This is a genomic window from Microbulbifer mixtoriginis (SeqCode) (assembly GCF_052466715.1).
The window spans coordinates 3,077,224-3,102,458 of the sequence record NZ_CP174288.1 but is presented as its reverse complement, the minus strand read 5'-3'; the positions used below and the strand labels follow the sequence as shown (position 1 = coordinate 3,102,458).

General features: G+C 51.7%; 19 protein-coding genes, 1 tRNA gene and 1 pseudogene. 9 read left to right on the top strand and 12 right to left on the bottom strand.

The genetic code is table 11. From position 1 onward, the window contains the following. Positions 1-58 precede the first annotated feature (58 nt). Both ACJJH9_RS13730 and ACJJH9_RS13725 read right to left on the bottom strand, forming a co-directional pair. Complete coding sequence (locus ACJJH9_RS13730) at positions 59-637, bottom strand: HD domain-containing protein (RefSeq protein WP_444923110.1); 579 nt, start codon at positions 635-637, stop codon at positions 59-61. Between the two features lie 106 nt (positions 638-743). Further along, positions 744-1,601, bottom strand: coding sequence for a M90 family metallopeptidase (locus tag ACJJH9_RS13725; RefSeq protein WP_444923109.1), 858 nt, complete (start codon positions 1,599-1,601; stop codon positions 744-746). Between the two features lie 747 nt (positions 1,602-2,348). Here ACJJH9_RS13725 and ACJJH9_RS13720 point away from each other — a divergent pair. Continuing rightward, a complete protein-coding gene (locus tag ACJJH9_RS13720) occupies positions 2,349-3,113 on the top strand; it encodes a substrate-binding periplasmic protein (RefSeq protein WP_444923108.1) in 765 nt (254 codons plus the stop codon). Positions 3,114-3,309: 196 nt separating this feature from the next. On the opposite strand, the gene ACJJH9_RS13715 is transcribed toward ACJJH9_RS13720, so the two are convergent. Further along, positions 3,310-3,386, bottom strand: a tRNA-Arg gene (locus ACJJH9_RS13715). A 368-nt stretch (positions 3,387-3,754) separates the two neighbouring features. On the opposite strand from ACJJH9_RS13715, the gene ftsH reads away from it, so the two are divergent. The 3 genes from ftsH (at position 3,755) to ACJJH9_RS13700 (ending at position 10,011) form a co-directional block, all read left to right on the top strand. Further along, entirely contained in the window at positions 3,755-5,713 is a 1,959-nt protein-coding gene (gene ftsH, locus ACJJH9_RS13710; RefSeq protein ID WP_252082722.1) for an ATP-dependent zinc metalloprotease FtsH, read from the top strand. Between the two features lie 786 nt (positions 5,714-6,499). Then, positions 6,500-8,788, top strand: a complete 2,289-nt coding sequence (locus ACJJH9_RS13705; protein WP_444923107.1) for a TonB-dependent receptor — start codon at positions 6,500-6,502, stop codon at positions 8,786-8,788. 245 nt (positions 8,789-9,033) lie between these two features. Beyond that, the gene (locus tag ACJJH9_RS13700; protein ID WP_444923106.1) at positions 9,034-10,011 is read left to right on the top strand and encodes an NAD(P)H-quinone oxidoreductase; all 978 of its coding nucleotides are present in this window, start codon (positions 9,034-9,036) and stop codon (positions 10,009-10,011) included. Between the two features lie 25 nt (positions 10,012-10,036). Here the strand turns inward: ACJJH9_RS13700 and ACJJH9_RS13695 are convergent, their stop codons facing one another. Together ACJJH9_RS13695 and xseA are read right to left on the bottom strand one after the other, a co-directional pair. Beyond that, entirely contained in the window at positions 10,037-12,352 is a 2,316-nt protein-coding gene (locus tag ACJJH9_RS13695; RefSeq protein WP_444923105.1) for a transporter substrate-binding domain-containing protein, read from the bottom strand. Positions 12,353-12,418: 66 nt separating this feature from the next. Then, the gene (xseA, locus tag ACJJH9_RS13690) at positions 12,419-13,771 is read right to left on the bottom strand and encodes an exodeoxyribonuclease VII large subunit (protein WP_444923104.1); all 1,353 of its coding nucleotides are present in this window, start codon (positions 13,769-13,771) and stop codon (positions 12,419-12,421) included. 172 nt (positions 13,772-13,943) lie between these two features. Between xseA and guaB the strand changes: the two genes are divergently transcribed. Together guaB and guaA are read left to right on the top strand one after the other, a co-directional pair. Then, positions 13,944-15,431, top strand: coding sequence for an IMP dehydrogenase (gene guaB, locus ACJJH9_RS13685; protein WP_444886843.1), 1,488 nt, complete (start codon positions 13,944-13,946; stop codon positions 15,429-15,431). Positions 15,432-15,518: 87 nt separating this feature from the next. Beyond that, a complete protein-coding gene (gene guaA / locus ACJJH9_RS13680; RefSeq protein WP_444923103.1) occupies positions 15,519-17,096 on the top strand; it encodes a glutamine-hydrolyzing GMP synthase in 1,578 nt (525 codons plus the stop codon). A 370-nt stretch (positions 17,097-17,466) separates the two neighbouring features. Here guaA and rlmB read toward each other — a convergent pair whose 3' ends face one another. The 7 genes from rlmB to ACJJH9_RS13645 all read right to left on the bottom strand — a co-directional run bounded on the left by rlmB (position 17,467) and on the right by ACJJH9_RS13645 (position 22,354). Continuing rightward, positions 17,467-18,237 (bottom strand): 23S rRNA (guanosine(2251)-2'-O)-methyltransferase RlmB, encoded by a 771-nt coding sequence (gene rlmB / locus ACJJH9_RS13675; protein WP_444923102.1) that lies wholly within the window; start codon positions 18,235-18,237, stop codon positions 17,467-17,469. Beyond that, positions 18,234-19,103 (bottom strand): Rossmann-like and DUF2520 domain-containing protein, encoded by an 870-nt coding sequence (locus tag ACJJH9_RS13670; RefSeq protein ID WP_444900179.1) that lies wholly within the window; start codon positions 19,101-19,103, stop codon positions 18,234-18,236. Before ACJJH9_RS13670 ends, rlmB begins: the two co-directional genes overlap by 4 nt. Next, entirely contained in the window at positions 19,103-19,861 is a 759-nt protein-coding gene (locus tag ACJJH9_RS13665; protein ID WP_444900180.1) for a pyridoxine 5'-phosphate synthase, read from the bottom strand. The genes ACJJH9_RS13670 and ACJJH9_RS13665 overlap by 1 nt, the downstream gene beginning before the upstream one ends. Before the next feature lie 3 nt (positions 19,862-19,864). Further along, positions 19,865-20,455 carry a peptidylprolyl isomerase gene (locus tag ACJJH9_RS13660; protein ID WP_444884163.1) on the bottom strand — a complete coding sequence of 197 codons (591 nt, stop codon included), beginning with the start codon at positions 20,453-20,455 and terminating at the stop codon, positions 19,865-19,867. Between the two features lie 128 nt (positions 20,456-20,583). Next, complete coding sequence (locus tag ACJJH9_RS13655; RefSeq protein ID WP_252082703.1) at positions 20,584-21,264, bottom strand: TIGR04211 family SH3 domain-containing protein; 681 nt, start codon at positions 21,262-21,264, stop codon at positions 20,584-20,586. A gap of 26 nt (positions 21,265-21,290) precedes the next feature. Continuing rightward, a complete protein-coding gene (locus tag ACJJH9_RS13650) occupies positions 21,291-21,590 on the bottom strand; it encodes a YciI family protein (RefSeq protein WP_444923101.1) in 300 nt (99 codons plus the stop codon). A 38-nt stretch (positions 21,591-21,628) separates the two neighbouring features. Further along, a complete protein-coding gene (locus ACJJH9_RS13645) occupies positions 21,629-22,354 on the bottom strand; it encodes a VC0807 family protein (RefSeq protein ID WP_444923100.1) in 726 nt (241 codons plus the stop codon). 250 nt (positions 22,355-22,604) lie between these two features. On the opposite strand from ACJJH9_RS13645, the gene ACJJH9_RS13640 reads away from it, so the two are divergent. The 3 genes and pseudogenes from ACJJH9_RS13640 to ACJJH9_RS13630 form a co-directional block, all read left to right on the top strand. Beyond that, positions 22,605-23,519: a PHP domain-containing protein gene (locus ACJJH9_RS13640; protein WP_444923099.1), complete on the top strand. Its 915-nt coding sequence runs from the start codon at positions 22,605-22,607 to the stop codon at positions 23,517-23,519. 116 nt (positions 23,520-23,635) lie between these two features. Further along, positions 23,636-24,259, top strand: coding sequence for an L-threonylcarbamoyladenylate synthase (locus ACJJH9_RS13635; protein WP_444923098.1), 624 nt, complete (start codon positions 23,636-23,638; stop codon positions 24,257-24,259). 72 nt (positions 24,260-24,331) lie between these two features. Further along, positions 24,332-25,213 (top strand): annotated as a pseudogene (locus tag ACJJH9_RS13630) (segregation and condensation protein A); the annotation flags it as partial. Between the last annotated feature and the right edge of the window lie 22 nt (positions 25,214-25,235).

Sequence of the window (25,235 nt, the reverse complement as noted above, 5' to 3'; positions counted from 1 at the left end):
TACCCTGTGGGAAGCCCATGGCTCAAATTTATATGCTTGATCCTATTCAGGTAGGCCCTTACTTGAGGATGCCATCTTTGATTGCCCCCTCTAGCATGCTACTAATCTCAGACCAAAGTTTTTCACTACCCTTTCCAATACGTGCGTTTAAAGAAAATATTTGATCCTTGGTGATGCCGTATTGTTTCCAACTGTGTCCCTCACCATAAATGTTATGTAGTAGGGGAGGGATTCGGTCAATGGCCTTGGCAAATCGGGCGTCAGCCGTTTCTCCAGACTCGAATTCCTCCCATAATTTCATCAATTCTATATTCATATTTCCAGGTAATAATGATAATAGTCGTTCTAACCCTTTCTTTTCTTTAGTCTTTGCCTCGTTTGTTTCACTTGAGTAGATTATGGTATCCCCTGCATCAATTTCCCCAAGATCATGTATTAGTAGCATTTTTAAAACCCGGCTTATATCAATTGGGTCATTTGAATAGTCTTTCAAAATTAGTGCGCATAGACAGACATGCCAGCTGTGCTCTGCGGAATTTTCGAAGCGATTCAATCCCACTGGTTTTGTTTTCCGTTGAACGTCTTTGAGCTTCTCTATTTCGATAATAAAGCTAAGCGCTTTCTCAATTGCTTCCATTGATACTTCCTGGCATTAGTTTTCTGGAATTATGCTCGATATCATTTTTCTTTTATAAGCTGCCACTAGCTTATTGTATTTCTATGTTAAATTTAACGAGAAAGAGTTATAGCCCTGGAGAACTATCTGCTTTTCCTCCGACCAGTGTTGCTGGGTCCAGTCGATAGAAGCGGCTCAATTCCCTGTAGAGCTCTGGGTGTAGGGAGCGCATAGCAATGGGGATGGTGTAAAAGCTCTCAGTGGCTACAGCAAAAAATTCAGCGGGCGATTGGGCTCCATATAAATCCAGCACGGAAGGACTGTCACCGGGGAGCTGGCCAAATTCAGCTTTTTGGCGCAAACGATGGAATTCCTGGCTCATCACTGCAGCCCAGTTGTCGCCATCGTTGGACTTCTCAAAGAGTGGGCGGCCATCAAAGTAGCCATCTTCCTCATCCACTTTATGGGCAAATTCATGTAAAGCGACATTGTGTCCTCGCTGAGGGAACTCTAAATCTTCCTCCAAATCACCCCAGGAGAGCACTACGGGGCCGCGATAGTGTGCCTCGCCTTCCCGTGCGCTGTGCTTATGGGTCTCTATATAACCCTCTCTGTGAGTTTCCTGGGCAACGTAAGTGTCAGGATAGAGTAGTAAGGTGTAGAGGTTGGGGTAACACTCGTTTTTACGACCCAGCAGTAGAAGGCATGCATGGGCGGCGATCGTGACTTTCATTTTTTCATTCACTTGTAAGCCTTCACAGCCGACAAATTCTTTGTCGTGAAGAAAAAGTGCGATATTCCCACGTAGTTCTTTCTGCTGGCCACTATTTAGATCGTGATATAGAGGAAGCGCTTCCTTGAGGAGCTGTAACTGCTCCTGAGTCAGTACTTGTGCACGTCGATAGTTGATGCGCCAGCGGCGATAAAGAATCGGTATTAACCAAATTGCCAAGGCGAGCAGGATAATTGCAATAAAAGCGCTCATAGATTATGTGTCTGCTGTTTGGCTGAATTATTCTCGTCTATTGAAAAAGTTTCACAGGTCGTACCTTGGTGGTACTTTATTTGTTTCTGCCGTTTATTGAATACCCAAATAGAGGGTGGCTTGCAGAACTCATAGAAATTTTCCTGCCGATCGTTGTGTGCGGTCCGATAAAGACGTAACCGAAATGGTTCAGAGAGTGTTATGTATTTATGATCTTGACTGTGAGCTATCCACTTGCAGTTTTTCTCCATCTGTACCATTGAGGCTATCGATTTAACATTAAAGCTGCGACCAGGCTTTCTTACTTCTCGAAACTCAGTGTTCAATAGTGAGTCTAGGATTGTCAGATTATTGCGATCATCTGTATTGTGTAGAGTTCTTTTATGTTTAGTGAGTTGTTTCTGAATCGATACCATACTGGCTGGCCTTTGCTTCAGTCTCTTTGGGATTCTAGCGGGGGGTATAAACCTGGTTGAGCAAAATACAAGTTTGACTTCGCAGTTCTCAGGAAAAAGATTGATGTTGAGAGTTTTCCAATAGGGGTCTATAGCCATACCGCTTTACTATTTTCTGAGTTGGGGGGATTACGTGCCGTTTTCAAGTTCTTTGGCTAGAAAATATGTCTGGCATAGGGGGTGGCTGAGTATAAGTCTGTTTCTATGGTAGAAAGATGCGACTTGATAAATAGCTATTCGGTGTCAACACTTAGGGCGTCTGGGTGATTTTTCTGTCGCTTTGGAGATGGTTATGCGTATGCGCTCCGTTGTTGTTTTTCTCGGGTTGATGTTCGGTGTTCTTGTTCAGGCGGCTGCCCAATCGGGCGGCACACCCTTAAAGGTGGCAATAGCTGGCGATGCTCCCCCCTATGTGATCAACAATGCTACCAGTGGCCTGGAGGTCGATATTGTACGGGAAGCGCTGCCTGGGTATTCGGTGCAGTTTGAACAGATGGGTTTTGCAGAGACAGCCCCAGCCCTTGAGCAGGGTAAAGTACAGGCAGCTGTTAATGTGATGAAGAAAGATGATGGTCTTTTTTACTCTAATAACATGATCAGTTTTGCCAATTACGCGATTACCAAAGCTACCGATAAAATGAAAATTGATAGCATTGCTGATTTGGCCGGTAAGAAGGTGATTACTTGGCAGGGAGGGCCTATGGATTTAGGGTCGGAATTTGAAAAGATGTATGGACCCAATGGTACGCAGCGCCAGAATATTATTCAGGCTCCAACAGCCCCCGATCTTGTCGCTCAATTTTGGAAAATGAAAGACGTGGTGGCGGTTGTAGATATGGAGCTGTTTAAGCATTTGAGTGATAAAATGGGACATAAAATGGATCAGGTTAATCTTTTCCCGATCTTCGTTCCAATGACCGATTTCCGTGTAGGGTTCCGTGATCAGAAGGTGCGCGATGATTTCAATAGTGGGCTTGCCAAGCTGTGCAGCAGTGGCCGCTATCAGGAGTTGTTGAAGAAATATGATGTTGTACAGAAGGAGAACACCTGCAAGTAAGCAGGTGTGAGAATCTCCGTATTGTACGGCGAGTGAAGGGGCCTCGGTTGTTATCAAGGCCCTTTCAATTTTTCAGGGACTAGCCAAGCTCGGCTATCTTGCCAGCTAACTTAGCTGAAGGTTGTTAGCTATAAGGTAGGTAAAAAGTCAGAAAAATAAAAAGGGCCTGTAACTTGCGTTACAGGCCCTTTTTGTATGGCGCGCTCGGGAGGATTCGAACCTCCGACCGCCTGGTTCGTAGCCAGGTACTCTATCCAGCTGAGCTACGAGCGCGTTATGGGTGCGAACTATAGTCAGTTGATTTGCTTAAGTCAACTGCTTTTAAGGAAAATCCTTTAAAAATCCGCAACTTATCGAACTTTTTCGCCTCTTGGCGCAAGGCCAGAGAGTTCGACAGGGCGCGAATTTTGCCGCGTGGAACGAGAGTTTGCAAGTTCTTTTTAACAATAGTTGTTACAGGCCTTTAGGTGGGGTTGATTGGGACCGCTGAGCGCCGCCCTCATTCGTTAGCCCGAGGCTTTATGGGCCTATACATATGCCGGCTCAGCATAGTTGGCGGAGAACTATACTGATTGTTCCAGCATAAAGGGACTGCGCTTCAATTTTTGGATAGTAGGCTACCCCAATATCAGTGAGATCTTATGGCAATGGCGGATGAAGATGAGAAAGGGAAGAAGTTACCTGCCGAGGAGCCAGGTTCCCCTCTCTCTGGCCAGTCTCAGCAGAGTCCACTTGGTTGGCTGCAGTATGTCGTACTCCTTTTCCTGGTGATCCTCACTCTTCAATACTGTTCGAATGGGCAGTTTGGTTCAGAAAGAGAGGTTTTATCTTACAGTGACTTTAAGAGTGCGCTAAGCAAGGGGGAAATTGCCAGTGTACTTTTTGAAGGACAACGTATCACCGGAGTCTTCAAACAAGTAGCCAGTAAGCAGCCCGAGGGAAAGAGTGAGACTAAAGATAAAGCCCAGAAGCCAGAAGAAAAACGCTTTGAGACGACCATACCCCCGGTGCAGGACCCAGAGTTAATGCCCTTACTGGAAAAGCAGCAGGTAATAATTGAAGCGGAATCATCCCAGGGCGGATTTTGGCAAAGGATGGCGATCTTGCTGTTGCCGTGGGTTTTGATAATTGCCTTGCTGGTTTGGTTGGGGCGTCGGATGCAGGCCCGAATGGGTGCCATGACCCCAGGCAACCCATTCAGTTTTGCCCGGTCACCGGCCAAACGCTATGAACGCAGTGAATCCGAAGTGACTTTTGCTGATGTGGCTGGCCTTGCCAATGCCAAGAGGGACTTGCAAGAAATAGCCGGCTACCTAAAAGACCCTGAACACTACCGCAAACTCGGGGCAAAGATTCCTCGCGGTATTTTGCTGATGGGCCCCCCAGGCACAGGCAAAACATTGATGGCCAAGGCTTTGGCAGGAGAGAGTGATGCTCCCTTCTTCAGTATCAGTGGTTCGGAGTTTATAGAGATGTTTGTCGGTGTCGGGGCATCGCGGGTGCGGGATATGTTTGCTGAAGCCAAGAAAGAGGCTCCAGCGATCATTTTTATCGATGAAATTGATTCAGTAGGGCGGGCGCGGGGCACGGGTCTGGGAGGGGGACACGATGAGCGTGAGCAAACCCTGAATCAGATTCTCGGCGAGATGGACGGCTTTGATCCCCAGGAGGCGGTGGTTGTGATAGCGGCAACCAACCGTCCCGATGTGTTGGATGCGGCACTGCTTCGCCCTGGACGCTTTGATCGCAAGATCACCCTGGATTTACCGGATAGGCCTGCTCGAAGGGACATCCTAAGTATTCACACTAAGAATGTCCCACTACATGGGGAGGTCGACCTGGAGCGCCTGGCTGCCTTAACGGCGGGTTTCGCCGGGGCGGACTTGGAAAACCTGATTAATGAAGCCGCGTTGTTGGCGGGCAGGCAAAACAGGACAGCCGTGGATATGGATTGTCTGCTACAGGCCAGGGACAAAGTAGTACTTGGTGGCGAGCGGGAAGTGATAATGGGGGAGGAAGATCGAAAGACGGTTGCCTATCACGAGGCTGGCCACGCCCTCACTGCGATGCTACTACCCCATGCCGATCCGTTGGAGAAAGCCACTATTATTCCCAGGGGACACAGCCTCGGGGCAACAGAACAGATTCCACTAGAAAATCACCACAACATGAAAGTGAGCTACCTGCGTGATCGCATCGGTGTGATGTTGGGGGGTAGGGTGGCTGAGCAGGTCGTGTTTAATGAAGTCAGCAGTGGGGCAGAGTCCGATTTGAAGCAGGCCACCCGCTTGGCCCAGCATATGGTGACGCACTGGGGTATGAGTCAGAAACTTGGACCCGTGGCCTTTCGGCGCGGGGAGGAGCATATCTTTCTTGGTAAGGAAATGGCGCAGCAAAAAGATTTCAGTGAGCATACTTCTGAGATTATAGATGACGAAGTCATTGCCCTGGTCAGCGCAATAGAGGCGGAAGTCCAGAATCTTCTACAGGGCCATCGCAAGGAGCTTGATGCCCTGGCACAAGCGCTACTAGAAAAAGAAACCCTCGATGCTTCTGAGATGCATCAAGTAATCACACTTGGGGGCAAAGCAGACTCTTGATCTGCAAGCGGTTAAGGGACTGGGTGCATCCTAGCGCTGCATTTGCAGTTGACGAATTGATAGGGCATTGCTCGGCTAGCTTACCAGTGGGTCGTTTGCGATCTACTAATAAGGTGAAAATAATTTGTTACTTCTGGCAATAAAGTGGCCGGACTTAATGGTCAAATTCACTTTTTTATAAAGTGGAGAAATTTGTAATTAGTGTCACACTTTTTTAACAGAATATTCAAAAGTACCATTTCTCAGTATCCACACCCAGAAAAATCTAGTCTATTAACCGAGTAATTTTGCTGACTGCTAGGTCTTTTATGTTGAAGATAACGAAGTTTGAGCCTGTATTTCGCCGTTACTGCATTTTTTAAATTCATCAAGCTAGATTTAACTCACGCCTTGGCTGCTCTTAACAAAAATAAATTTTGATTCCTTACTTTTTAAGAGGAATTTGGGGTGTGGGCGAGGAAAAAGTTCGCACTTAAATAGTGCATGTTCAGTTCTATTTTTTTAGTCAGGATTTAGTTTTCCCTCTTCCAACGAACTTTCCAGACTAATTGAGTTATTTTTATCGTTATCCACGATAAATAGACTTCCACCGGGCGTGGCTAGCCTGTAATCTGTTTGAGTCACAGAAAACATGCGAATTCTGTGCCTCTTTATCAGCGCGGTCTTGGATCGGAATCCCGCAAAGTCGGAATCTCCACAGAGAGAGTAGAGCGGCGGGATAAGGCAGTACCGATTGCGATAAGTCCGTTGTTGTAGATAAAAACAATAAAACAATGGAGAGAAAACATGGGAAGTCCGTCAAAACTTAAGCAGCACTCCGCTCTGCTTTCCGCCTGTTCTGTAGCGACTCTTTGGTTGGCCAGTGGTGCGACCCCCAGCTTTGCCGCTGAGGGTTCGGTAGGTACTCTAATGGAGGAGGTGCAAGTCACCGCCCGCAAACGCGCCGATGCAGAAATCCTGCAGGAGGTTCCCGTAGCGGCCACCGCCTATTCTGGCGATCAGTTAGAGGCTCTGCACACCAAGGATCTGCAAAGCCTTTCCTTCAAAATGCCCAATGTTCAATTGGAAGATGTGGGCACGGTAAAAAATACCGCAAACTTCACAGTACGCGGCCTGGGTATCAATAGTTCTATTCCCTCTATTGATCCTACCGTCGGTGTGTTTGTGGACGGTATGTATCTGGGTGTGAACGCCGGTGTGGTGACCGACCTGTTCGACCTGGAAGGTGTTGAAGTCTTGCGGGGTCCACAGGGCCTGCTATTTGGCCGCAATGTAACTGGTGGTGCAGTGGTCATAAAGACTGCCCGCCCCACGGATGAATTTTCTACACGCTTTAAAATATCCACCACCGACAATCTCGATACTGTCGCAGCCGGCTCCATTAACGGCGCCATTTCCGATACGGTCAACGGCCGTTTAACGGTTTATTACAACGATGACCGCGGATGGTTCGAAAACGTTGCCACTAACAACGACAATGCCGGCGCTTCCGACAGCTGGTTTATTCGGCCAAGCTTTAGTATCCAGCTGAGCGATACAGCGGAGCTATTGGTGCGTATGGAGCACGGCCGCATGGATTCTGATGGTGTGGTGGCGCAGAACCGCGGTTATGAATCGACTTATGTTCAGACTAGGGAAGGTTTGCAATTTGCTCCAAGTGCCCCACTGATCGCTGCGTCAATTGGCATTGATGATTGGGATAACGGCAGAGATTCTTTTGAGGTGGCACAAAATGAGGAAGGCTACCAGAAAGATGAGTGGAGCCAGATTATTACCGAGTTCAATAAAGATGTTGCCTTTGGTGATGGCACCATCACCAATATTCTCGCCTGGAGGGAATATGAGGCTCACGGGCTGGGTGATATCGACTCTCTACCGGTTACGCTGTTCCATGCTGATTCCAGTGTGGATCAGAGCCAGCTTAGTAATGAGCTGCGCTACTCTGGCCGTTTTGGTCGCACAGCTCTGACTACTGGTGTTTACTGGTTTAGCCAGGATGTCACCTACTTGGAAAATCGTCTTTTAAGTTTCGGGACAATTGACTGGACGGGAGGCGGCGAACAGGATCACAGCACTTATGGCGTATTTGCCCAGGCGGATATTGACTTAAGTGAAGCTTGGGTTTTGACCCTGGGGGGGCGCTACTCCAGTGAGAAAAAAGATGCCAAGATAGCCTCTATTCCCCTGAACCTCTGCTCTTTAGACGGCTGTGCAGGCTACGACTATAAAGATAGCGAGAGTTGGAATGCCTTTACGCCCAAGGTGGGCCTGCAGTGGTCCGTCTCCGATGATACTCAGTTGTATACCTTCTGGACCAAGGGCTTCCGCAGCGGCGGTTACAATTTCCGCAATGCAGGAATTAATCCTTTAACTGAAAGGCCCTATTCTCCACAGGTTACCGATCAAGAGGAGCAGAGCAGCTTCGAGATTGGCGCCAAAGTGGATTGGCTGGATGGGCGTCTACGCACCAATATGGCGGTATTCCACAATACTATCGATGATATGCAGCGTGAGGAAAACCTTCCTGATGCGGTAACAGGGGTTGCACAAATCATCCGCAATACTGCCGATGCCACCATCCGCGGGGCCGAGTTGGAGGCTATGGCGGCCCTTAGTGAAAATCTGCTGTTTACCTTTAATGTTGGCTATGTTGACGGTGACTACGATAAGGTGCTGGGTGATCTAAATGGCGATGGACTTGTAGATAGTACCGATCTCGGTCTTGAGATTCCGCGTCTGGCCCCCTGGACCTACGGCATGGGCTTTATCCACGACTTGCAGTTAGGCGCCTTCGGCACCCTGACTTCTCGTGTGAATTTTAATCATAGAGATGAAGCTCCTTACACCGATGACAATCGCGGCATGTTGTCAGAAGTGGATATGCTGGATTTCAGCATCGGCTATACACCGGATAATGGAAGCTATACGGTTTCGTTGTTCGGCAAGAATATGCTGGATGAAATGGCGGAGGGTAACAATACCCAGTTACCTCCTGTTATGGGAGGAATTGGCGCCAGTTTCACACCACTGAATAAAGGCCGTGTGATGGGAGTGGAGTTCTTATACGAGCTTTAAATCGCAACTCACTTTTGGAATTAATTGAGATATTGGCTCTCAGTTAATGCATTTCTTGGCCGGGCCACTTGCATACAGGATCTTTCGGTGATTTGTGCAAGTGTTCCCGGCCACATTGCTTTTACCCTCCTGTAATTCCCTCCTATTAGCGGTACAGTAGTGCTCAATATCTCTCTGATGGTTTCAGGGTTTGTCGCCATCACTGAATCGGGTCGTGAAGAATTTAAAGGATAAAGGAGCGAATAATGCGTGCTATTGATTTACCGGAGTATGGAGGCCCCGAGGTCATGCAGTTGGCGGACCTGCCCAGACCGGAGGTCGCCCCAGGTGAAGTGTTGGTTGAGGTAGCTGCCGCTGGTGTCAATCGTCCCGATATTGTTCAGCGCAATGGTCATTACCCACCGCCTCCAGGTGCCTCACCTATTCTTGGGCTTGAAGTTTCCGGTCGGGTGGCCGCTGTGGGTGAAGGCGTTGAACGCTGGCAAGTTGGCGATAAGATCTGTGCCCTAACTAATGGCGGCGGATATGCGGATTTTGTGACGGTTCCAGAAGGGCAGTGCCTACCAATACCCGGTTCTTTGTCTATGGTGGAGGCTGCGACATTACCGGAGACTTTCTTCACGGTTTGGGCCAATGTATTTGATCGGGCTCGTTTGAAAAGTGGAGAGATCTTCTTGGTACATGGCGGTAGCTCGGGTATTGGCACTACCGCTATTCAGTTGGCACATCAGCTGGGTGCTAGGGTTTTCGCCACAGCCGGTTCCGCAGAAAAATGTGTGGCTTGTGTGCAACTCGGCGCCGAGCAAGCAATAAATTACCGGGAAGAAGATTTTGTACAGGCAGTAAAAGAAGCTACTTCAGGACATGGAGCGGATGTGATTCTGGATATGGTGGGTGGTAGCTATATTGATCGTAATATTCAAGCGGCTGCGAATGATGGCCGTATCGTGAATATCGCCTATCTGCAGGGAGCCAGAGTTGAAGTGAATATGTTACCGGTGATGTTAAAGCGGCTTTCCCTTACCGGCTCGACCTTAAGGCCAAGATCCACACAGGTTAAGGCCAGTATTGCACACTCTTTGGAATCACAAGTTTGGCCATTAATAGAAACTGGTAAAATTCACCCTCAGATTGCTGCGCGCTTCCCTTTGGAGGAGGTTGCCGAAGCACATCGGCTTCTTGAGTCTGGCAAGATCGTTGGGAAAATTGTGCTCACCTTGTGATCTTTGGAGAATCTACGTTATCAGCTTATGGAGCGGAGTAATTGGGTATCTGCTGGATAACCCCCTCTGGGGTGTGGAGTGGTGAGCAATAGCTGATACCCGGCGCTTTCTGTAGGGGCACAGCCACACTGGCATCGTCGCTCATCATTTCTACATAGGCCTTGTAGAGATTGCTGATATTGCGCACATATTGCACGGGCTCCGATCCCCTTACATAGCCATAACGCGCACGCTTGAAATACTGGGGCTGGGCCAGCTTTAACATCGCTACTTCTACATTGTCGAACCAGACGTTGGGGTCTAGGCCCAACTGTTTGGCGAGGCGCTGTGCATCGAGAAGGTGGCCATAACCAGCATTGTATGAGGCTAGAGTGAACCAGAGTTTGTTTACCGTGGGCAGGGAGGGGTTAAACCGGTCTCTGACCCAGTCCATATATTTTACACCGGCTTTAATGGCGCGCTCAGGTTCAAACAGCGGGGGTGGAAAGCCCATTTCCTCTGCGGTTGCCGGCATTACCTGCATCAAACCTTGTGCGCCGACCGGTGAAACCGCTTTCGGATTGAAATTACTTTCCTGCCACATCTGTGCAACGATCATGCGCCAGTCAAAATCATATTTATAAGCCGACTCTTTCACCAGGTCATCATAGGGGGAGAGATTTTCTCCAGGGATTATTCGGGTGCTAACCCTCTGCATAAAGCGTTTGTTGGGCTCAAAGTAGGCTGCATACTGTTTTTTATACTTCGTAGTTTTTCTATAGCCCTCGATAAATTTATTGAGGTTCTTCAGTAGATGCCAGTTCTGGCGTAGAACCAGCCAGCCTTGGGGCTGGGGGTCTCCGAGTAATGTACCTAGTACCAAATTGGGCTGTACTGAAGCCTCAATTTTTGCGCGCCCAGAATTTGAAATGGTGGCATCGATTAGACCGTCCGAGATCAAAGAGAAAATTTGTGATTGGGACATATCCGGCGGTGCAACCTGAACTTCTACGTCAATACCTGCGTCGCGCAGAGTTTTAGCTGTGTCAATAAAAGAAGAGTAGGCACGTAGAGTGAGTTTTCGGCCGCTCAAGTCCTGAATTTTTTCGATTGGGGGTTTATTTTTGCTACTTATGATTTGCTCTGCCGACTCTACATAAGGTTTGGTGAATACCATCCCTTGTGGCTCATAGGATGGGGTGATATTGAGTTCTGATCCGGCAAAATCCCCGCGTCCAGCCCTGAGCCAGTCCGCTAAGCTCTCTTCATACGGCACCACAATAATTTGTAGCTGCAGTTTGTGTTTGTCTGCGAAGGCTTTTGCCAATTCATAGTCAAAGCCCATTAGCAGACCTTTCCAAATAAAGTAGGTCGTGGGGCCGTTATAAGTAAGCAAGCGAATAACGCCAGATTTTTTAATGCCCTTCCAGTCGGTGATGCGCTCTTCCTGGGCCTTCACCAGATTGCGAGTAATAAAGTTATCCACGGTGGAATTGAGTCGTTTGGTGTCTTTACGCATTCCCCAGGCGATATTCTGCATCTCGCTAACATAAGCCCCTAGGCGTAAGTCGTCTCTGTAGTTGCGTAAATCCTCCGCAGAAAAGTTTTCGAGAATCGCGACCCGATTATTTTTCATATTGAGCATATCAATCAAACCATCGCGATTACCGTGAATAACAAATTCACGCACAGAAAGTTTCGCATCAGGATATTTGGCAATTAATTGTTGCGCAGCTTCTATATTGGCAGAGCCCTGCGGAACAATTAATTCAACATCGTTAAGTTTGCTCGGGTCGCTAATATCTGGACCGGAAGGGCCAGTAACTAGCTGCAGGCGGGATTGGCGCATGGGTACGCTGAAGTCAATGATTTTCTTGCGCGCATCGGTCACTGTTAGGTTATAGGCAATGACATCAGCTTCACCGGCAATTAGCATTTCTACTGCTTTGTCGGGGGTTGGGGCCTTAATCCACTTGGCCTCCAGCTTTAATTGGTCGGCGAGTTTATTTCCCAGCTCAAAGTGACGTAGGCTGACTACTCCGTCTCTAGGTAATAGGTTTTCCGCTGCTCCGGTCAAGTTCACGAAGCGGATGGTGCCGTGTTTTTTTATTTCCTTGAGGTCCCCGGTTTCAATGTAATTGACCTGTTGTTCTTTTGCAGGAATAACAGTAGGACTTTTTTTCTCCTCGGTTGGGGTATTTGCCTGAGGGCTACTTTCTGAAGAGGTCGTAGGTTGTAAAGTACCTGACTTCTCTGAATCTTCGGGTGCTTTTGGGGAGCATCCGGCAAGTGCGAGAATTAGTATAAAAAAGTATAAAAAAACACAGCAATAGGGGCTGATAGCTTTATAACGGCACCTCATAGATAGCTCCAAAAGCTCTCTATGTGTGGATTATAGTGTCGTGCCTCTTCAGCCCATTTTCTGGTTTTAGTGACTGATGTTCTCTACCTTGGCGGAAAAGTGACCCTGGGCCAATTGAACTTCAATTTCCTGGTTTATTTCGAGCGTGCGGCTGTCTTTTAGAGGTTTACCTTGGGAATCCTTGGCAATAGCATAGCCGCGCTGTAAAACAGCCAGTGGGCTCACATTGTGAAGTAACTGCGCTTGGTGGTTGAGCCTGTCCGCTTTTTGCTGCAAAAGGCGCTCAGCCGCGCGTTGCAAAGTGCTTTGCACAAATTTCAGCTGTTCTCCTTTTTTCTGTAATTGCCTCTGGGGTTGGTAGTGGGTAAAGGCCCGCTGAGCTGCTGCCAATTGGTTGCGGCGCTGCTGAATTTGCTGCTGGCCTGCGGCCAATAGGCGCATCTCCAGGTGGTCCAGGCGTTGCGAGCGGTTTTGCAGTTGTTCGCGCGGGTGGCGTAAACGATTACGGCTCAACATAATTTTCTGCTGTAAGTGGCGAACCTGCTGCTGTATGGCCCTATATAATCGAAGCCTGCTATTTTCCAGCCGTTGATATAACTCAGCGGCATTTGCACTGGCAATTTCCGCTGCTGCTGAGGGGGTGGGTGCGCGTAGATCGGCAGCCAGATCGGAAACGGTCGTGTCTGTTTCGTGGCCTACCGCAGAAATTGTGGGAATGGGGCAGGTGGCCAGGGCTCGCGCAACAACCTCCTCATTGAAAGGCCAGAGATCCTCCAAAGAGCCGCCGCCACGCCCCACGATAAGAAGGTCGTGGCGACCGCTACGCCCAGCTTTTTCAATAGCGTTGGCGATTTGTTGCGCCGCTCCCTGGCCTTGTACAGCCACTGGCCAGAGTTCAATTTGCGCTCCAGGGTGGCGTCGACCCAATACATGGATCATATCGCGAATCGCGGCACCAGTCGGGGAAGTGATAATGCCAATATTGGTGGGCAAATAGGGCAGGGCGCGTTTTCGGGCGCTGTCGAATAGCCCTTCGGCCTGTAATTTGGCTTTGAGTTGTTCCAGTTGGCGCATCAGGGCGCCGAAGCCGGCTTCCTCCATATGTTCCACGATTAACTGGAATTCACCGCGGCCCTCATAGAGGCTAACCCGTGCGCGGATCAGCACTTCGCGGCCGTTTTGTGGGCGAAAAGCCACACTGCGGTTGCGCCCGCGAAACATGGCACAGCGCACCTGGGCGCGGGCATCTTTCAAGCTAAAATACCAGTGGCCGGAGCTGGGCACAGTAAAATTGGAGATTTCCCCGCTGATCCACAGTAGTGGAATGCTGCCCTCCAGCAGCTGTTTCACCTCCCGGTTCAAATCGCTTACCGACAGGACACTGCGTTTGCTGTTGGGAGTTGCTGGGCTGGATTGCATCTGTGCCTCTCAAGTGAAAACTGGCGGAGCAATATTGCAGTATCCCCTTTATAGGTAAAGTGCTTTACTCGTTAAATCCGATTTTCTATGAAATGCCATTTGCGCTTTTATTCCTGAGAGGTATAATCGCGCCGATACCCAATCCCGCCTATTCGAGGTTTGAGTGTCAACAATGTCTGAATCCAATCTGCGCATCGCGCGCGAAGCCCTCACTTTCGACGACGTCCTACTTGTGCCCGGTTATTCCGAGGTGACCGCCAAGGATGTCAGCCTTAAAACCCAGCTGTCCCGCAATATCACCCTGAATATTCCCATTGTCTCCGCTGCTATGGATACAGTAACGGAAGCGCGCCTGGCAATTGCCCTGGCGCAGGAAGGTGGTATCGGCATTATCCACAAGAGCATGTCCATTGAAGAGCAGGCTCTTGCGGTGCGTGCGGTGAAGAAATTTGAAGCCGGTGTGGTAAAAGACCCGATTACGATCGAGTCGGATGCCACCGTGCGTGAATTGATTGCCCTGACAACCCATCACAATATTTCCGGTGTTCCGGTAATGGATAAAGGAGATCTGGTGGGTATTGTTACCAGCCGCGATGTTCGCTTCCTTACCGACCTGGATGTGAGTGTTGCCAGTGTCATGACGCCAAAGGAGCGCCTGGTAACTGCACACGAAGATGCTTCTTCTGATCATGTGCGCGAATTGCTGCACAAGCACCGCATCGAGAAAGTACTCGTTGTGAACGATGATTTTGAGTTGCGCGGCCTGATTACCGTTAAAGACTTTAATAAGGCAGAGCAGTACCCGAACTCCTGTAAAGATTCCGATGGCCGCCTGCGTGTTGGCGCATCAGTGGGCACCAGTCCTGACACCGATGACCGCGTAGCGGCTCTGGTAGAGGCCGGTGTGGATGTGTTGGTTGTGGATACTGCCCACGGCCATTCCCGCAACGTAATTGATCGCGTGCGTCGCATTAAGGAAATGCATCCTCAAGTGGATGTAATTGGCGGCAATATTGCCACTGGCGACGCCGCGCGCGCATTGGTTGAAGCTGGTGCGGATGCGGTGAAGGTAGGTATTGGCCCCGGCTCTATTTGCACCACCCGAATCGTGACGGGTATCGGTGTGCCCCAGGTAACGGCAATTGCTGAGGTTTCCACTGCGCTTAAAGGAACAGGGGTACCTATGATCGCCGATGGTGGTATCCGCTACTCCGGTGATATTTCCAAGGCAATTGTTGCGGGTGCATCTTCCGTAATGATGGGCTCTATGTTTGCCGGTACCGAAGAGGCGCCGGGTGAGGTGGAGCTATACCAGGGGCGTACTTACAAGTCCTATCGCGGTATGGGCTCCCTCGGTGCCATGGCGCGCACTCAGGGCTCCTCCGATCGCTACTTCCAGGATGCCAGCAAGGGCGCTGAAAAACTGGTCCCGGAAGGTATTGAAGGGCGCGTCCCTTATAAAGGCCCTCTGTCTGCCATTGTGCACCAGATGCTCGGTGGCCTGCGCTCTGCTATGGGGTATACCGGTAGTGTGGATATTGAAACCATGCGCACCCGTCCAGAATTTGTGCGGGTAACTGCCGCCGGCATGGGTGAGTCCCATGTACACGATGTGCAGATTACCAAAGAGGCGCCCAACTACCCGGTGGGCGGACGCTAAGCCTCTCGGTGAACAACTTTCAGTACCAAGCCGCAAACGGACCTTTCAGGTCCGTTTGCCGTTATTTATTCTGTTAATGAGTCAATCATGAGCCAAGATATCCACTCCAGCCGAATTCTGATCCTCGACTTTGGGTCCCAGTACACCCAATTGATCGCCCGCCGTGTGCGCGAGCTGGGTGTTTTTTCCGAAATTCGCGCCTTCGACATGAGCGAAGAAGAGATCCGCGAATATAACCCGAAAGGTATTATCCTGGCCGGTGGGCCCGAATCTGTACCGGAAGAGGGCTCTCCCCGCGCGCCAGAAGTGGTTTACAGCTTAGGCGTGCCTGTTCTGGGGATTTGCTATGGTATGCAGACCATGGCACACCAGCTAAGTGGTGCCGTACAGGGAAGTAACGTCCGCGAGTTTGGCTACGCCCAGGTAAAAGTAGAGGGCACTTCCAATCTGCTGCGCGATATCAAAGATCACCTCAACGATGAAGGTGAGGCGCTGCTGGATGTATGGATGAGCCACGGCGACAAAGTCGTGCAAATGCCAGAAGGCTTTGAGCTGATGGCCTCCACCGATTCCTGCCCCATTGCTGGTATGTACTCCGCCGACAAGAACTTCTTTGGGGTACAGTTCCATCCGGAAGTGACACATACCCTGCAGGGTATGCGCATCTATGAACACTTTGTCATCGACATCTGCGGTTGTGAAAAGCTCTGGACCCCGGCCAATATTATCGAGGACTCCATTGCTAAAGTGCGCGAACAGGTGGGTGATGGCAAGGTATTGCTGGGTCTCTCCGGGGGTGTCGACAGCTCTGTGGTGGCGGCACTGCTGCACAAGGCTATTGGCGATCAGCTGACCTGTGTTTTTGTGGACAACGGCTTGTTGCGCAAAAATGAGGGCGATCAGGTGATGCAAATGTTTGCCGACAATATGGGCGTGCGGGTTGTTCGCGCCGATGCGGAAGAGGATTTCCTCTCACGTCTGGCAGGTGTGGATGAGCCTGAAGCCAAGCGCAAAATTATCGGCAATACCTTTATCGAGATTTTCGATCGAGAAGCGTCCAAATTGCAGGATGTGAGGTTCCTGGCTCAGGGTACTATTTATCCAGATGTGATCGAATCTGCCGCCGCCAAAACGGGCAAAGCCCATGTAATCAAGTCTCACCACAACGTGGGCGGCTTGCCGGAAGATATGCAGTTTGAACTGGTGGAACCACTGCGTGAGCTGTTTAAAGATGAAGTGCGCAAAATCGGCCTGGAGTTGGGCCTGCCTTACGATATGGTTTACCGCCACCCCTTCCCGGGACCGGGCCTGGGCGTTCGCATTCTCGGCGAGGTAAAGAGAGAGTACGCCGATATCTTACGCGAGGCAGACGCCATCTTTATCGAGGAGTTGCACAAGGCTGATTGGTACCACAAAACCAGTCAGGCATTTGTGGTATTCCTGCCGGTGAAATCGGTTGGTGTGGTGGGCGATGGCCGCCGCTATGAATATGTAGTGGCGCTTCGAGCCGTGGAAACCGTGGACTTTATGACGGCACGTTGGGCGCATTTGCCCTATGAGCTGATTGAGAAGGTCTCCAATCGCATTATTAATGAGATAGAGCATATCTCCCGTGTGGCTTACGACGTATCGAGCAAGCCACCGGCTACCATCGAGTGGGAGTAAGCGCTTAATCTCACTTCTTTAAATGGGGCGCTTGGCGCCCCATTTCTCTATTTCCCCCGCCAAGCGTGCCACTTTCCACAGCTGAGCTCTTTACTTCAAATGGCGCTTAACTGGTGCGCACGTCTCTCGCTTTTATCTTGTAATTCACTGTAACTCGTTGATTTTTTGGGCGTTTCAAAAGCTGGTCATTTTTTCTTCAGATTGTCACATTGGCGCAACCATGGGCCTTTGCGACAGGGAAAGAATAGTTATCCTCAGAGATATCCACAGAATCTGTGGGTAGCCACTCTTCGAGAGGGGGGGTAGTTGGTAATTAGGGGGTTGAAAGAGAAAGAAGGGGCACCTTTTGCACAGAGATGCCCTGGGCGGATTAAAGTTGGCGCCGGAAGCTGATCAGTGCCGCAGTAACCGCTACGTTGAGGCTCTCCACACCATTTTGCATGGGGATACGCACTAGCTCGTTACACTGCTTGGTGACCGCATCGCTAACCCCGCGGGTTTCATTGCCCAGAACAAAAATAGTTGGTTTGTTACCGGGAACCTCTGCAAGGGTCATTGAGGCATGGGAGGACAGGCCACAGATACGTGCGCCGGAATCGCGAAAATCGCTTAGTGCATCGGCCAGGGTGTTGCACCGTAGTATCTGGGTTTTAAACAGAGTGCCGGTGCTGGCTTTGATCACCAGCGGGTCAATCTGTGCGCAGCCCTTTCTCGGCAGGAGAATACCATCCACACCGCCGGCACAGGCTGATCGGATAATCATGCCGAGATTTTGTGGATTAGTAATACCGTCCAGCGCTAAAAGTTCGTAGGTCTTAGCCTCATTCTTGAGCAGGAAGGCTTTGTAGTTGCCGTAGTTGGGTAGGGCCAGATCCAGCGCTACACCCTGATCCTGGCGAGAATTTTTCGAGATGCGGGAGAGTTCTTTCCGGTCCAAGTAGGAGATTTCTATCTGGCGCTCCTCGGCCAGAGACTCCATTCGACTGATCAGCTGGTCGCGTCGGTTGCTGCTAGCCAGGTGCAGCTTGTGTACCGGAAGTTCTGGGTCTTCCAGCGCCTCGAGCACCGGCTTGCGCCCATAAATAGTTAGTAGGCTGTCGAAAAAGGCCCTTTTTTTTAGGTATTCAGAGGAGTCTTTCACCGCATTGGCTCGCTCAGTAGTTCGATCAATTTGGCCGCGCTCTCATCGGATAGCTGGCCCCGCCGCGCCAACTCTACACAGGCGAGGCCCAGTTGGCGATAGTGGTGCGCGAGTTCCGGGGCTGTGGAGGTTAAGTCTTTCAGCTGGTTGGCTACCGTTTCCAGGTCGCCCCGGGCGATCGGGCCGGTGAGAGAATTCTCCGGCCCCAGAGCTATATTGTTATGTGCAGTCTGCAGAACAATCGGCTCCAGTAACTTGAGGGCACTATCGCGGTCGATACCCGCCGCAGCGAAACTGCTCAGGCTGAGATCTATGAGTACGGTGAGATAGTTGCACGCGATCACCGAACCGGCATGGTATAGAGACTTGTGCTGGGCTTCGATGTTGAGTATTTCACAGCCTATGGCAGTGAAAGCTTCTGCTAAAGCCTTTGTTGCAGAGCTTTCGCCCTCTAGGGCGACGCTACTGCCGGCGAAACTGTTGAGGGAGCGCAGCGGATCGGCAAAGCTGTGCACCGGGTGGGCGCTGGCGATAGCGGCAGGGCGTAGCACTTCGAGCACTTGTGAGCTCAGGGCGCCACTGCAGTGGAAGGCAGCTATGTTTTCGCGTTCGCCTAGGTGGTTGGCGAGGCGTTCAGCTGTTGCGGCAATCTCGCTATCGCTGCAGGCGATTAGCCAGAAGTCTGCGGGCTTCATTAACTCCAGCGCGGCTACTGCGTGCCCGGCGCCGATAAACTCGGCGGCAGCCTGTGCGCTATCTAGACCGCGGTTAAAAATCGCTTGAACTTGAAAAAAACCGGTCTGTTGCCACAAGCGCCCGAGAGTTTTCCCCAGGCGCCCGGCACCAATAATGTTGAGTGTCTTCATTAGTTGCCGGCGAGGCAGTCCAGGTAAGCTTTAACAGCATTCTCCAGCCCCATACCGATGGCGTCTACGGTGAGGGCGTGGCCGATTGAGACTTCCTGTAATCCTGGCAGGGTGCGGTAGCGGGGCAGGTTGACCAGGTTCAGGTCGTGGCCCGCATTGACCCCCAGTCCCAATTGGCGTGCATGCTCGGCGGCGGCGCAGTGAGCGCTGAAGATTTCTTCCAGCTCCGCGCTCTGTTTTGCGGCTGCATCTGCATAGGGGCCTGTATACAGCTCAATGCGATCAGCACCCACATCTTTGGCCAGGCTGATCTGCTCTAGATCCGGATCCATAAACAAGCTAACTCGGACACCGGCGCCCTTGAGTCTAGCGATCAGGGGGACCAGGCGCGGGCCATCGAGCTTGAGGTTGAAGCCGTGATCGGAGGTTAGCTGGTCGTTGCTGTCGGGGACCAGGGTGCACTGGTCTGGTTGGGTTTCCAGTACTAACGGCATCAGGCCGGGATAGTCCCCCTGGTGCAGGGCAAAGGGATTGCCCTCAATATTGAACTCAATACCCTGGCGATCGCGGCACAGTGCAGCCAATTCGCGCACGTCATTGGGGCGGATATGGCGTTGATCTGGGCGTGGGTGTACGGTGATACCCTGCGCACCAGCATCTAGGCATATCCGACCGTGGGCAGTGACATCGGGGAAGTTACCCTCGCGGGAATTGCGGATCAGGGCGATCTTGTTGAGATTAACACTGAGAGCGATCACAGCTTATTCTCCCTTGCTGTTGGTGGCGACGGCGTTGTCACCGGTGTCTATACGTTTGGCCTCAAGGATGCGGATGGGCGTGTTGGGGGCACTTGGGTGCTGTCGATAAAGGCCCCTTGGCTGTTCTACCATCTTTTCCACAATATCCATGCCGGCAATCACCCGGCCAAAAACAGCGTAGCCGGGCTTGTCTTCTTGGGCGTCGAGCCTGGTGTTATCGACCAAATTGATAAAAAACTGAGAGGTAGCACTATCTGGGTCGTTGGTTCTTGCCATGGAGAGAGTGCCGCGCAGGTTTTGCAGGCCGTTGGCAGATTCGTTGACGATGGGGTCTTGGGTTTCCTTTCTCTGGAAATCGAAAGTAAATCCACCACCCTGAACAACGAAGCCCGGCACTATCCGGTGGAAGATGATCCCATTGTAAAAGCCGTTATCGGTATAAGTAAGGAAGTTCTGTACGGTGACCGGAGCTTCTTTGGCGAAGAGTTCGATCTGAATAATGCCCAAGTCGGTTTTAAGTTCCACGCGCGGGTTTTTGGCCAATGCGGGAAGGGCAAGGGTTGCACAGAGTAGCATTGCAAATAGTTTACGCATCATCCTAAGTCCTTTAGGTTTTACGGCAGTGTTTCGACACAGCCGCTTTTGAGTTGGATGTAGGGCCTGGGGGGATATCACTTCCCCCGGGGCTCAATAGTATGCGATTTCGACGAGAGTGGGCGAAATCAGTTCGCCCACTCTGAGTGGCGCTTGCGCGGGCGTAGGTGCGGGGCAATCATTGCAAGGAGGGCGCCCAGTAGTACAGACAGAGCGCCATACATATACCACTTGTGGCTTTCACTGCCGGATAAGCGCTGAATTTCCGCTTCTGCCATGGTCTTCTCCTGCTTGAGTAGTTCGTGCTGGTGCAGGAGCTTCTGGTGGCGCTCATTGAGTGCCAGGGCATCTGCCGATAACGCCTTTAGGGTTTTCAGCTCGGCTGCGAGCGTCTGGCTCTGTTGCTGGGCGGACTCCAGGGAGCTACTCAGCTTGCTATTTTCTTCCTCCAGGCGGCGGACTTCCCCACCGAGGTTGCCTTCCATTTTCTCAAAGCGTGCCAGGTTCGCTTCCGCTTGTTCCAGCTTGAGTTTGGCCACTGGGTCGGAGACCAGGTATTGGCGCCTCACCCACCCCTCTGTGCCACCCTGGGTGCGCACACGGGTCCACCCCTCTTGCGGGGCATCTTCGAGAACACTGAGCTGGGTGCCGCTGGGCAAGCCGCGGTGCAGGATACGAAATCCATTGCCTTTACCGGCGCGCATGGGCACATGTAGCTGGTCGGTGATATAGCGAGTTTCGGCGGCGGCAGTTGCCGGGACTGCGTTGAGCAGTGTGGCGGCGATCAGGCCGCACAATAATTTCTTCATTGCGATACAGCTTGTGCTTGTTGTTATTAGGGCAGTACTAATTTGAATGGCTTGACAGAAGTTGAAGCGTAGACGCCAGCTGCCATATAGGGATCGCTGTCGGCCCAGGCCTGAGCCTCCTCAAACGAGGGAAATTCGGCAACCACTAGGCTGCCGCTAAAGCCAGCCTCACCGGGTTCTTCGCTATCAACGGCAGGGTGCGGGCCTGCAACCAGCAGGCGCCCCTCGTCTTTAAGTCGGTTGAGTCGGGCTAAATGGTCTGGACGCGCTTTTTTGCGCAAAGGGAGACTATCGCTAACATCTTCACTGATGATTGCGTACCACATTGTGAATTTTGCTCTTGTTAGTTGATCAGGAAATTTTGTTATTGGGCAACCATGACTTCTTCCAGCTTCAGCCCGGTAAGCTTGCCGATACGGGAAAAGAGGAAAAAGAGAACCAGCATTAAAATAATGGTGGCCGGCAGGGCGATTACCGGATAGCTGAGTGCGGTCATTTTACCCAGTTCCTCATTGAAGGCTTCCGTACCCGGAGGGCTCTGTAAAATAACTTTCGCCAGTACGTAGTTGAGTACTGAGGAGAGGAAAAAAGAGGCGGCGATCATCCAGGACGCCTGTTGCAAGGTGCGGTCAAAGGCACCCTGGTTGCCTTTGTTGGCGAGACTCTGGGTGATCTTGGCGGTATCCAGTATCTGGTCGTTGTACAAAAGCGTCTTTACCAGCGGCCAGCGGGTGTAGAGGGAGGCAACGGTGGCGATACCCAGCAGGCCTGGGATGGCGGCTTCTTTAATGGCGATATACTGCGGATCCAACTCCAGCAGGCTGATGCCACCGGTGAGCAGGATGCTGATAGTTCCCAGGGCGGAGAAGAAGTTGACCTTGCCAGAGCGAATGAGGTCGCGCAGTCCGTAGCCGAGAGGGAACGCCAGTGCGACCACTAGGGCCCATTTGGTGCCGAGCCAGTCGTCCCCGGAGAGTTTGGTCAGGACCAGGGTGGGGATAACGATGTTGAGAAGCAGGTTGCCGAGAAGGCCCTCTTTCTTCTTGGGCTTCTGTTGGGCTACTGGGGTGGTCGAATTCGTTTCGGTCATACTCAATTCCGGTGATAATGCCCGCGGGAAGCTGGTTGAGAGGTCATATTGCAATGGCCCTCAAGGAAAATCGCTTCCCCACTGACAATACTGCTGTCAGACTCCGGTTCCTCGTGGCCACCAAGGGAGACCTATGGTCCGGGCCCTATCCTTGAAAACACCGGTTGCGAGTAGGACAGCGCCACCGGATGATTGTTCCAAATAATAGATACTGCGACTTTTAACCCCTAGAGAGAGTGAGAGCCTGCTGTTGAGTTTCCTGCCAGAAGATCTGAATACAGACCTTGTAGACCTTCACTGCCACAGTACCGCTTCCGACGGTATTTTAAGTCCTGCTGAGCTGGTGTCGAGGGCGAAATCTCAAGGTGTGACACTGATGGCACTCACTGACCACGATACGGTGGATGGTGCAGCTGAGGCACAGGCGGTTGGTGACCAATTAGGCATCACCGTGATGACGGGGATCGAATTCTCCAGCCTTTGGGGGCGGCGCTCCGTCCATGTAGTTGGATTGAATGTTGACCCGGCAGCCGAGTGCTTGCGGCAGGCAATTGCCCTGCGCGAGCGATTGCGCCAAGAGCGCGCCGAGCGGATTGCCGAACGTTTAGAGAAGCGCGGTTTTCAAGGCGCTTTGCAGGGGGGACGTGCGATTGCCGGTGATTCCGTACTGGGGCGGCCGCACTTCGCCCGTTGGCTGGTGCAAGCCGGGCACGTTGAGGACACAGCGCGGGCATTCAAACGTTATCTGGGCGCCGGCAAGATCGGCGATGTGCGCGTGGAGTGGCCACAATTGCAAGAGACTGTAGAAACCATTCAGTCTGCTGGTGGTGCGGCAGTGTTGGCACACCCTCTCAAGTACAGTCTCACTCGAATCCAATTACTGCGTTTGCTGACAGAGTTCTACCGCAGTGGCGGGAATGCTGTAGAGCTGCTCTGCGGCCGGCAGAACCCCACGCAGACCAGAGAACTGCGCACCCTCATGGCGTTGGCCGTAGGCGATTCCTGCAAAGCTCCATTGTTGAGCTCTTTGGGGAGTGATTTCCACCAGCCGGAGCAGCCCTGGAGGGAACTGGGCTGTGTGCGTTTACCCGAAGACGTCGAGCCGGTGTGGAATCTGTGGCACACTCTGCACCGGGATCGACCCGGGGAAGCAGTATCTGCCTGACGGTGTGAATTTTCACATCACACCAGAGGGGGAGTCGGCATTGGTCGAACCCTAATCCCCGGCGGGTATCAGAGCCCGCCGCAAGAGGTTTCAATTGATTAAAGCTTGGGGGCTTTGTGGCGCAGTTCTTTCAAATTCATCCGGACAATCCTCAAGGGCGGCTGATCAGTCAGGCCGCAGATATAGTGACTAGTGGGGGGGTGATTATTTATCCCACTGATTCTGCCTACGCGATAGGCTGCCGATTAGGGGAGAAGCTAGCGGTTGAGCGGATTCGCGCCCTGCGTCAGCTGGATAAAAATCACAACTTTACTCTGATGTGTCGCGATCTTTCCGAGTTAGCCACTTACGCCAAGGTGGATAACCAGATGTTCCGCCTGCTAAAGAACCACACCCCGGGCTCCTATACCTTTATTATGCCGGCCACCGCAGAGGTGCCTCGCCGTCTAATCCACCCCAAGCGCAAAACCATTGGTATTCGCGTGCCCGACAACCCCATTGCTTTGGAGTTGATTGAGGCGGTGGGTGAGCCGTTGATGAGCTGCAGCCTGATTATGCCTGGCGATACGCAGCCGCTGACCGACCCCTATGATATTCGCGACACCCTCGAGCACCAGGTGGAGCTGGTGATCGATGGTGGCTTTTGTGGAATGGAAGCGACTACGGTAATTGACCTGACAGGCGATGAGCCCGAGCTAATTCGCCAGGGCTGTGGCGCCACAGATGAAATACTGGGCTGATTAGCGCCTCACTGGTGTATAATCGGCCGTTTGCGATTTTGAGGGTGGGGCAGGGTGTCCAGTGAAGAACTAATAGCCGAGGTGGAGGAACAGGTACTCGCCGATGTTGCAGCTACCGAATCTGCCGCCCCTGCTGATTCGCCCACGGAAAACCCGCTCACCGAGGAGAGCGAAGAGGGCGAAGGCCCTCTCGCACTCGTGTTGGGGGAGGCATTTACCGACCTGCCCCCAGATCTCTTTATTCCACCAGATGCTCTGGAAGTTATCCTGGAAGCCTTCGAAGGCCCACTGGATCTGCTGCTTTACTTAATCCGCCGCCAGAACCTGGATATTTTGGAAATTAACGTCTCGGACATCACTCGCCAGTATATGGCTTATGTGGAGATGATGACGTCGATGCGCTTTGAGTTGGCGGCGGAATACTTGGTGATGGCGGCAATGCTCGCCGAGATCAAGTCGCGCATGCTGTTGCCGCGCCCGCCAGCAGCGGAAGAAGAAGAGGGTGAGGACCCTCGCGCTGCACTGATTCGCCGCCTGCAGGAATACGAGCGCTTCAAAACTGCCGCCGAGGATCTCGATGAAATACCGCGCATGGGCCGCGATATCCATCAGGCCAGTGCCGAAGGACCGGACCGTAATATTACCCGGCCCGACCCAGAGGTGGATCTCAAGGAGGTATTGGTTGCGCTGGCGGATGTGTTGCGCCGCGCCGATATGTTTGAGAGCCACCAAGTGGAACGCGAAAAGCTCTCTACCCGCGAGCGTATGACTCAGGTGCTGGATCAGATCCGCCACGGCCAGTTTGTGCCATTCGTGAGTCTGTTCACCGCAGAAGAGGGGCGCCTTGGCGTGGTGGTGACTTTCCTGGCGGTGATGGAGTTGGTCAAAGAGTCTCTGGTCGAGCTGGTACAAAATGAAGCTTTTGGGCCCATTCATGTGCGCGCAGCTAGCCAGGGCAATGAAGCCGGTGATGATG

Bases quoted from the DNA above. Each gene is read 5' to 3' on its own strand.
- ACJJH9_RS13695 (WP_444923105.1), bottom strand. From the start codon at position 12,352: ATGAGGTGCCGTTATAAAGCTATCAGCCCCTATTGCTGTGTTTTTTTA.
- ACJJH9_RS13730 (WP_444923110.1), bottom strand. From the start codon at position 637: ATGGAAGCAATTGAGAAAGCGCTTAGCTTTATTATCGAAATAGAGAAG.
- xseA (WP_444923104.1), bottom strand. From the start codon at position 13,771: ATGCAATCCAGCCCAGCAACTCCCAACAGCAAACGCAGTGTCCTGTCG.
- ftsH (WP_252082722.1), top strand. From the start codon at position 3,755: ATGGCAATGGCGGATGAAGATGAGAAAGGGAAGAAGTTACCTGCCGAG.
- ACJJH9_RS13645 (WP_444923100.1), bottom strand. From the start codon at position 22,354: ATGACCGAAACGAATTCGACCACCCCAGTAGCCCAACAGAAGCCCAAG.
- guaA (WP_444923103.1), top strand. From the start codon at position 15,519: ATGAGCCAAGATATCCACTCCAGCCGAATTCTGATCCTCGACTTTGGG.
- ACJJH9_RS13660 (WP_444884163.1), bottom strand. From the start codon at position 20,455: ATGCGTAAACTATTTGCAATGCTACTCTGTGCAACCCTTGCCCTTCCC.
- ACJJH9_RS13720 (WP_444923108.1), top strand. From the start codon at position 2,349: ATGCGTATGCGCTCCGTTGTTGTTTTTCTCGGGTTGATGTTCGGTGTT.
- ACJJH9_RS13670 (WP_444900179.1), bottom strand. From the start codon at position 19,103: ATGAAGACACTCAACATTATTGGTGCCGGGCGCCTGGGGAAAACTCTC.
- ACJJH9_RS13700 (WP_444923106.1), top strand. From the start codon at position 9,034: ATGCGTGCTATTGATTTACCGGAGTATGGAGGCCCCGAGGTCATGCAG.
- ACJJH9_RS13650 (WP_444923101.1), bottom strand. From the start codon at position 21,590: ATGTGGTACGCAATCATCAGTGAAGATGTTAGCGATAGTCTCCCTTTG.
- guaB (WP_444886843.1), top strand. From the start codon at position 13,944: ATGTCTGAATCCAATCTGCGCATCGCGCGCGAAGCCCTCACTTTCGAC.
- ACJJH9_RS13725 (WP_444923109.1), bottom strand. From the start codon at position 1,601: ATGAGCGCTTTTATTGCAATTATCCTGCTCGCCTTGGCAATTTGGTTA.
- ACJJH9_RS13655 (WP_252082703.1), bottom strand. From the start codon at position 21,264: ATGAAGAAATTATTGTGCGGCCTGATCGCCGCCACACTGCTCAACGCA.
- ACJJH9_RS13705 (WP_444923107.1), top strand. From the start codon at position 6,500: ATGGGAAGTCCGTCAAAACTTAAGCAGCACTCCGCTCTGCTTTCCGCC.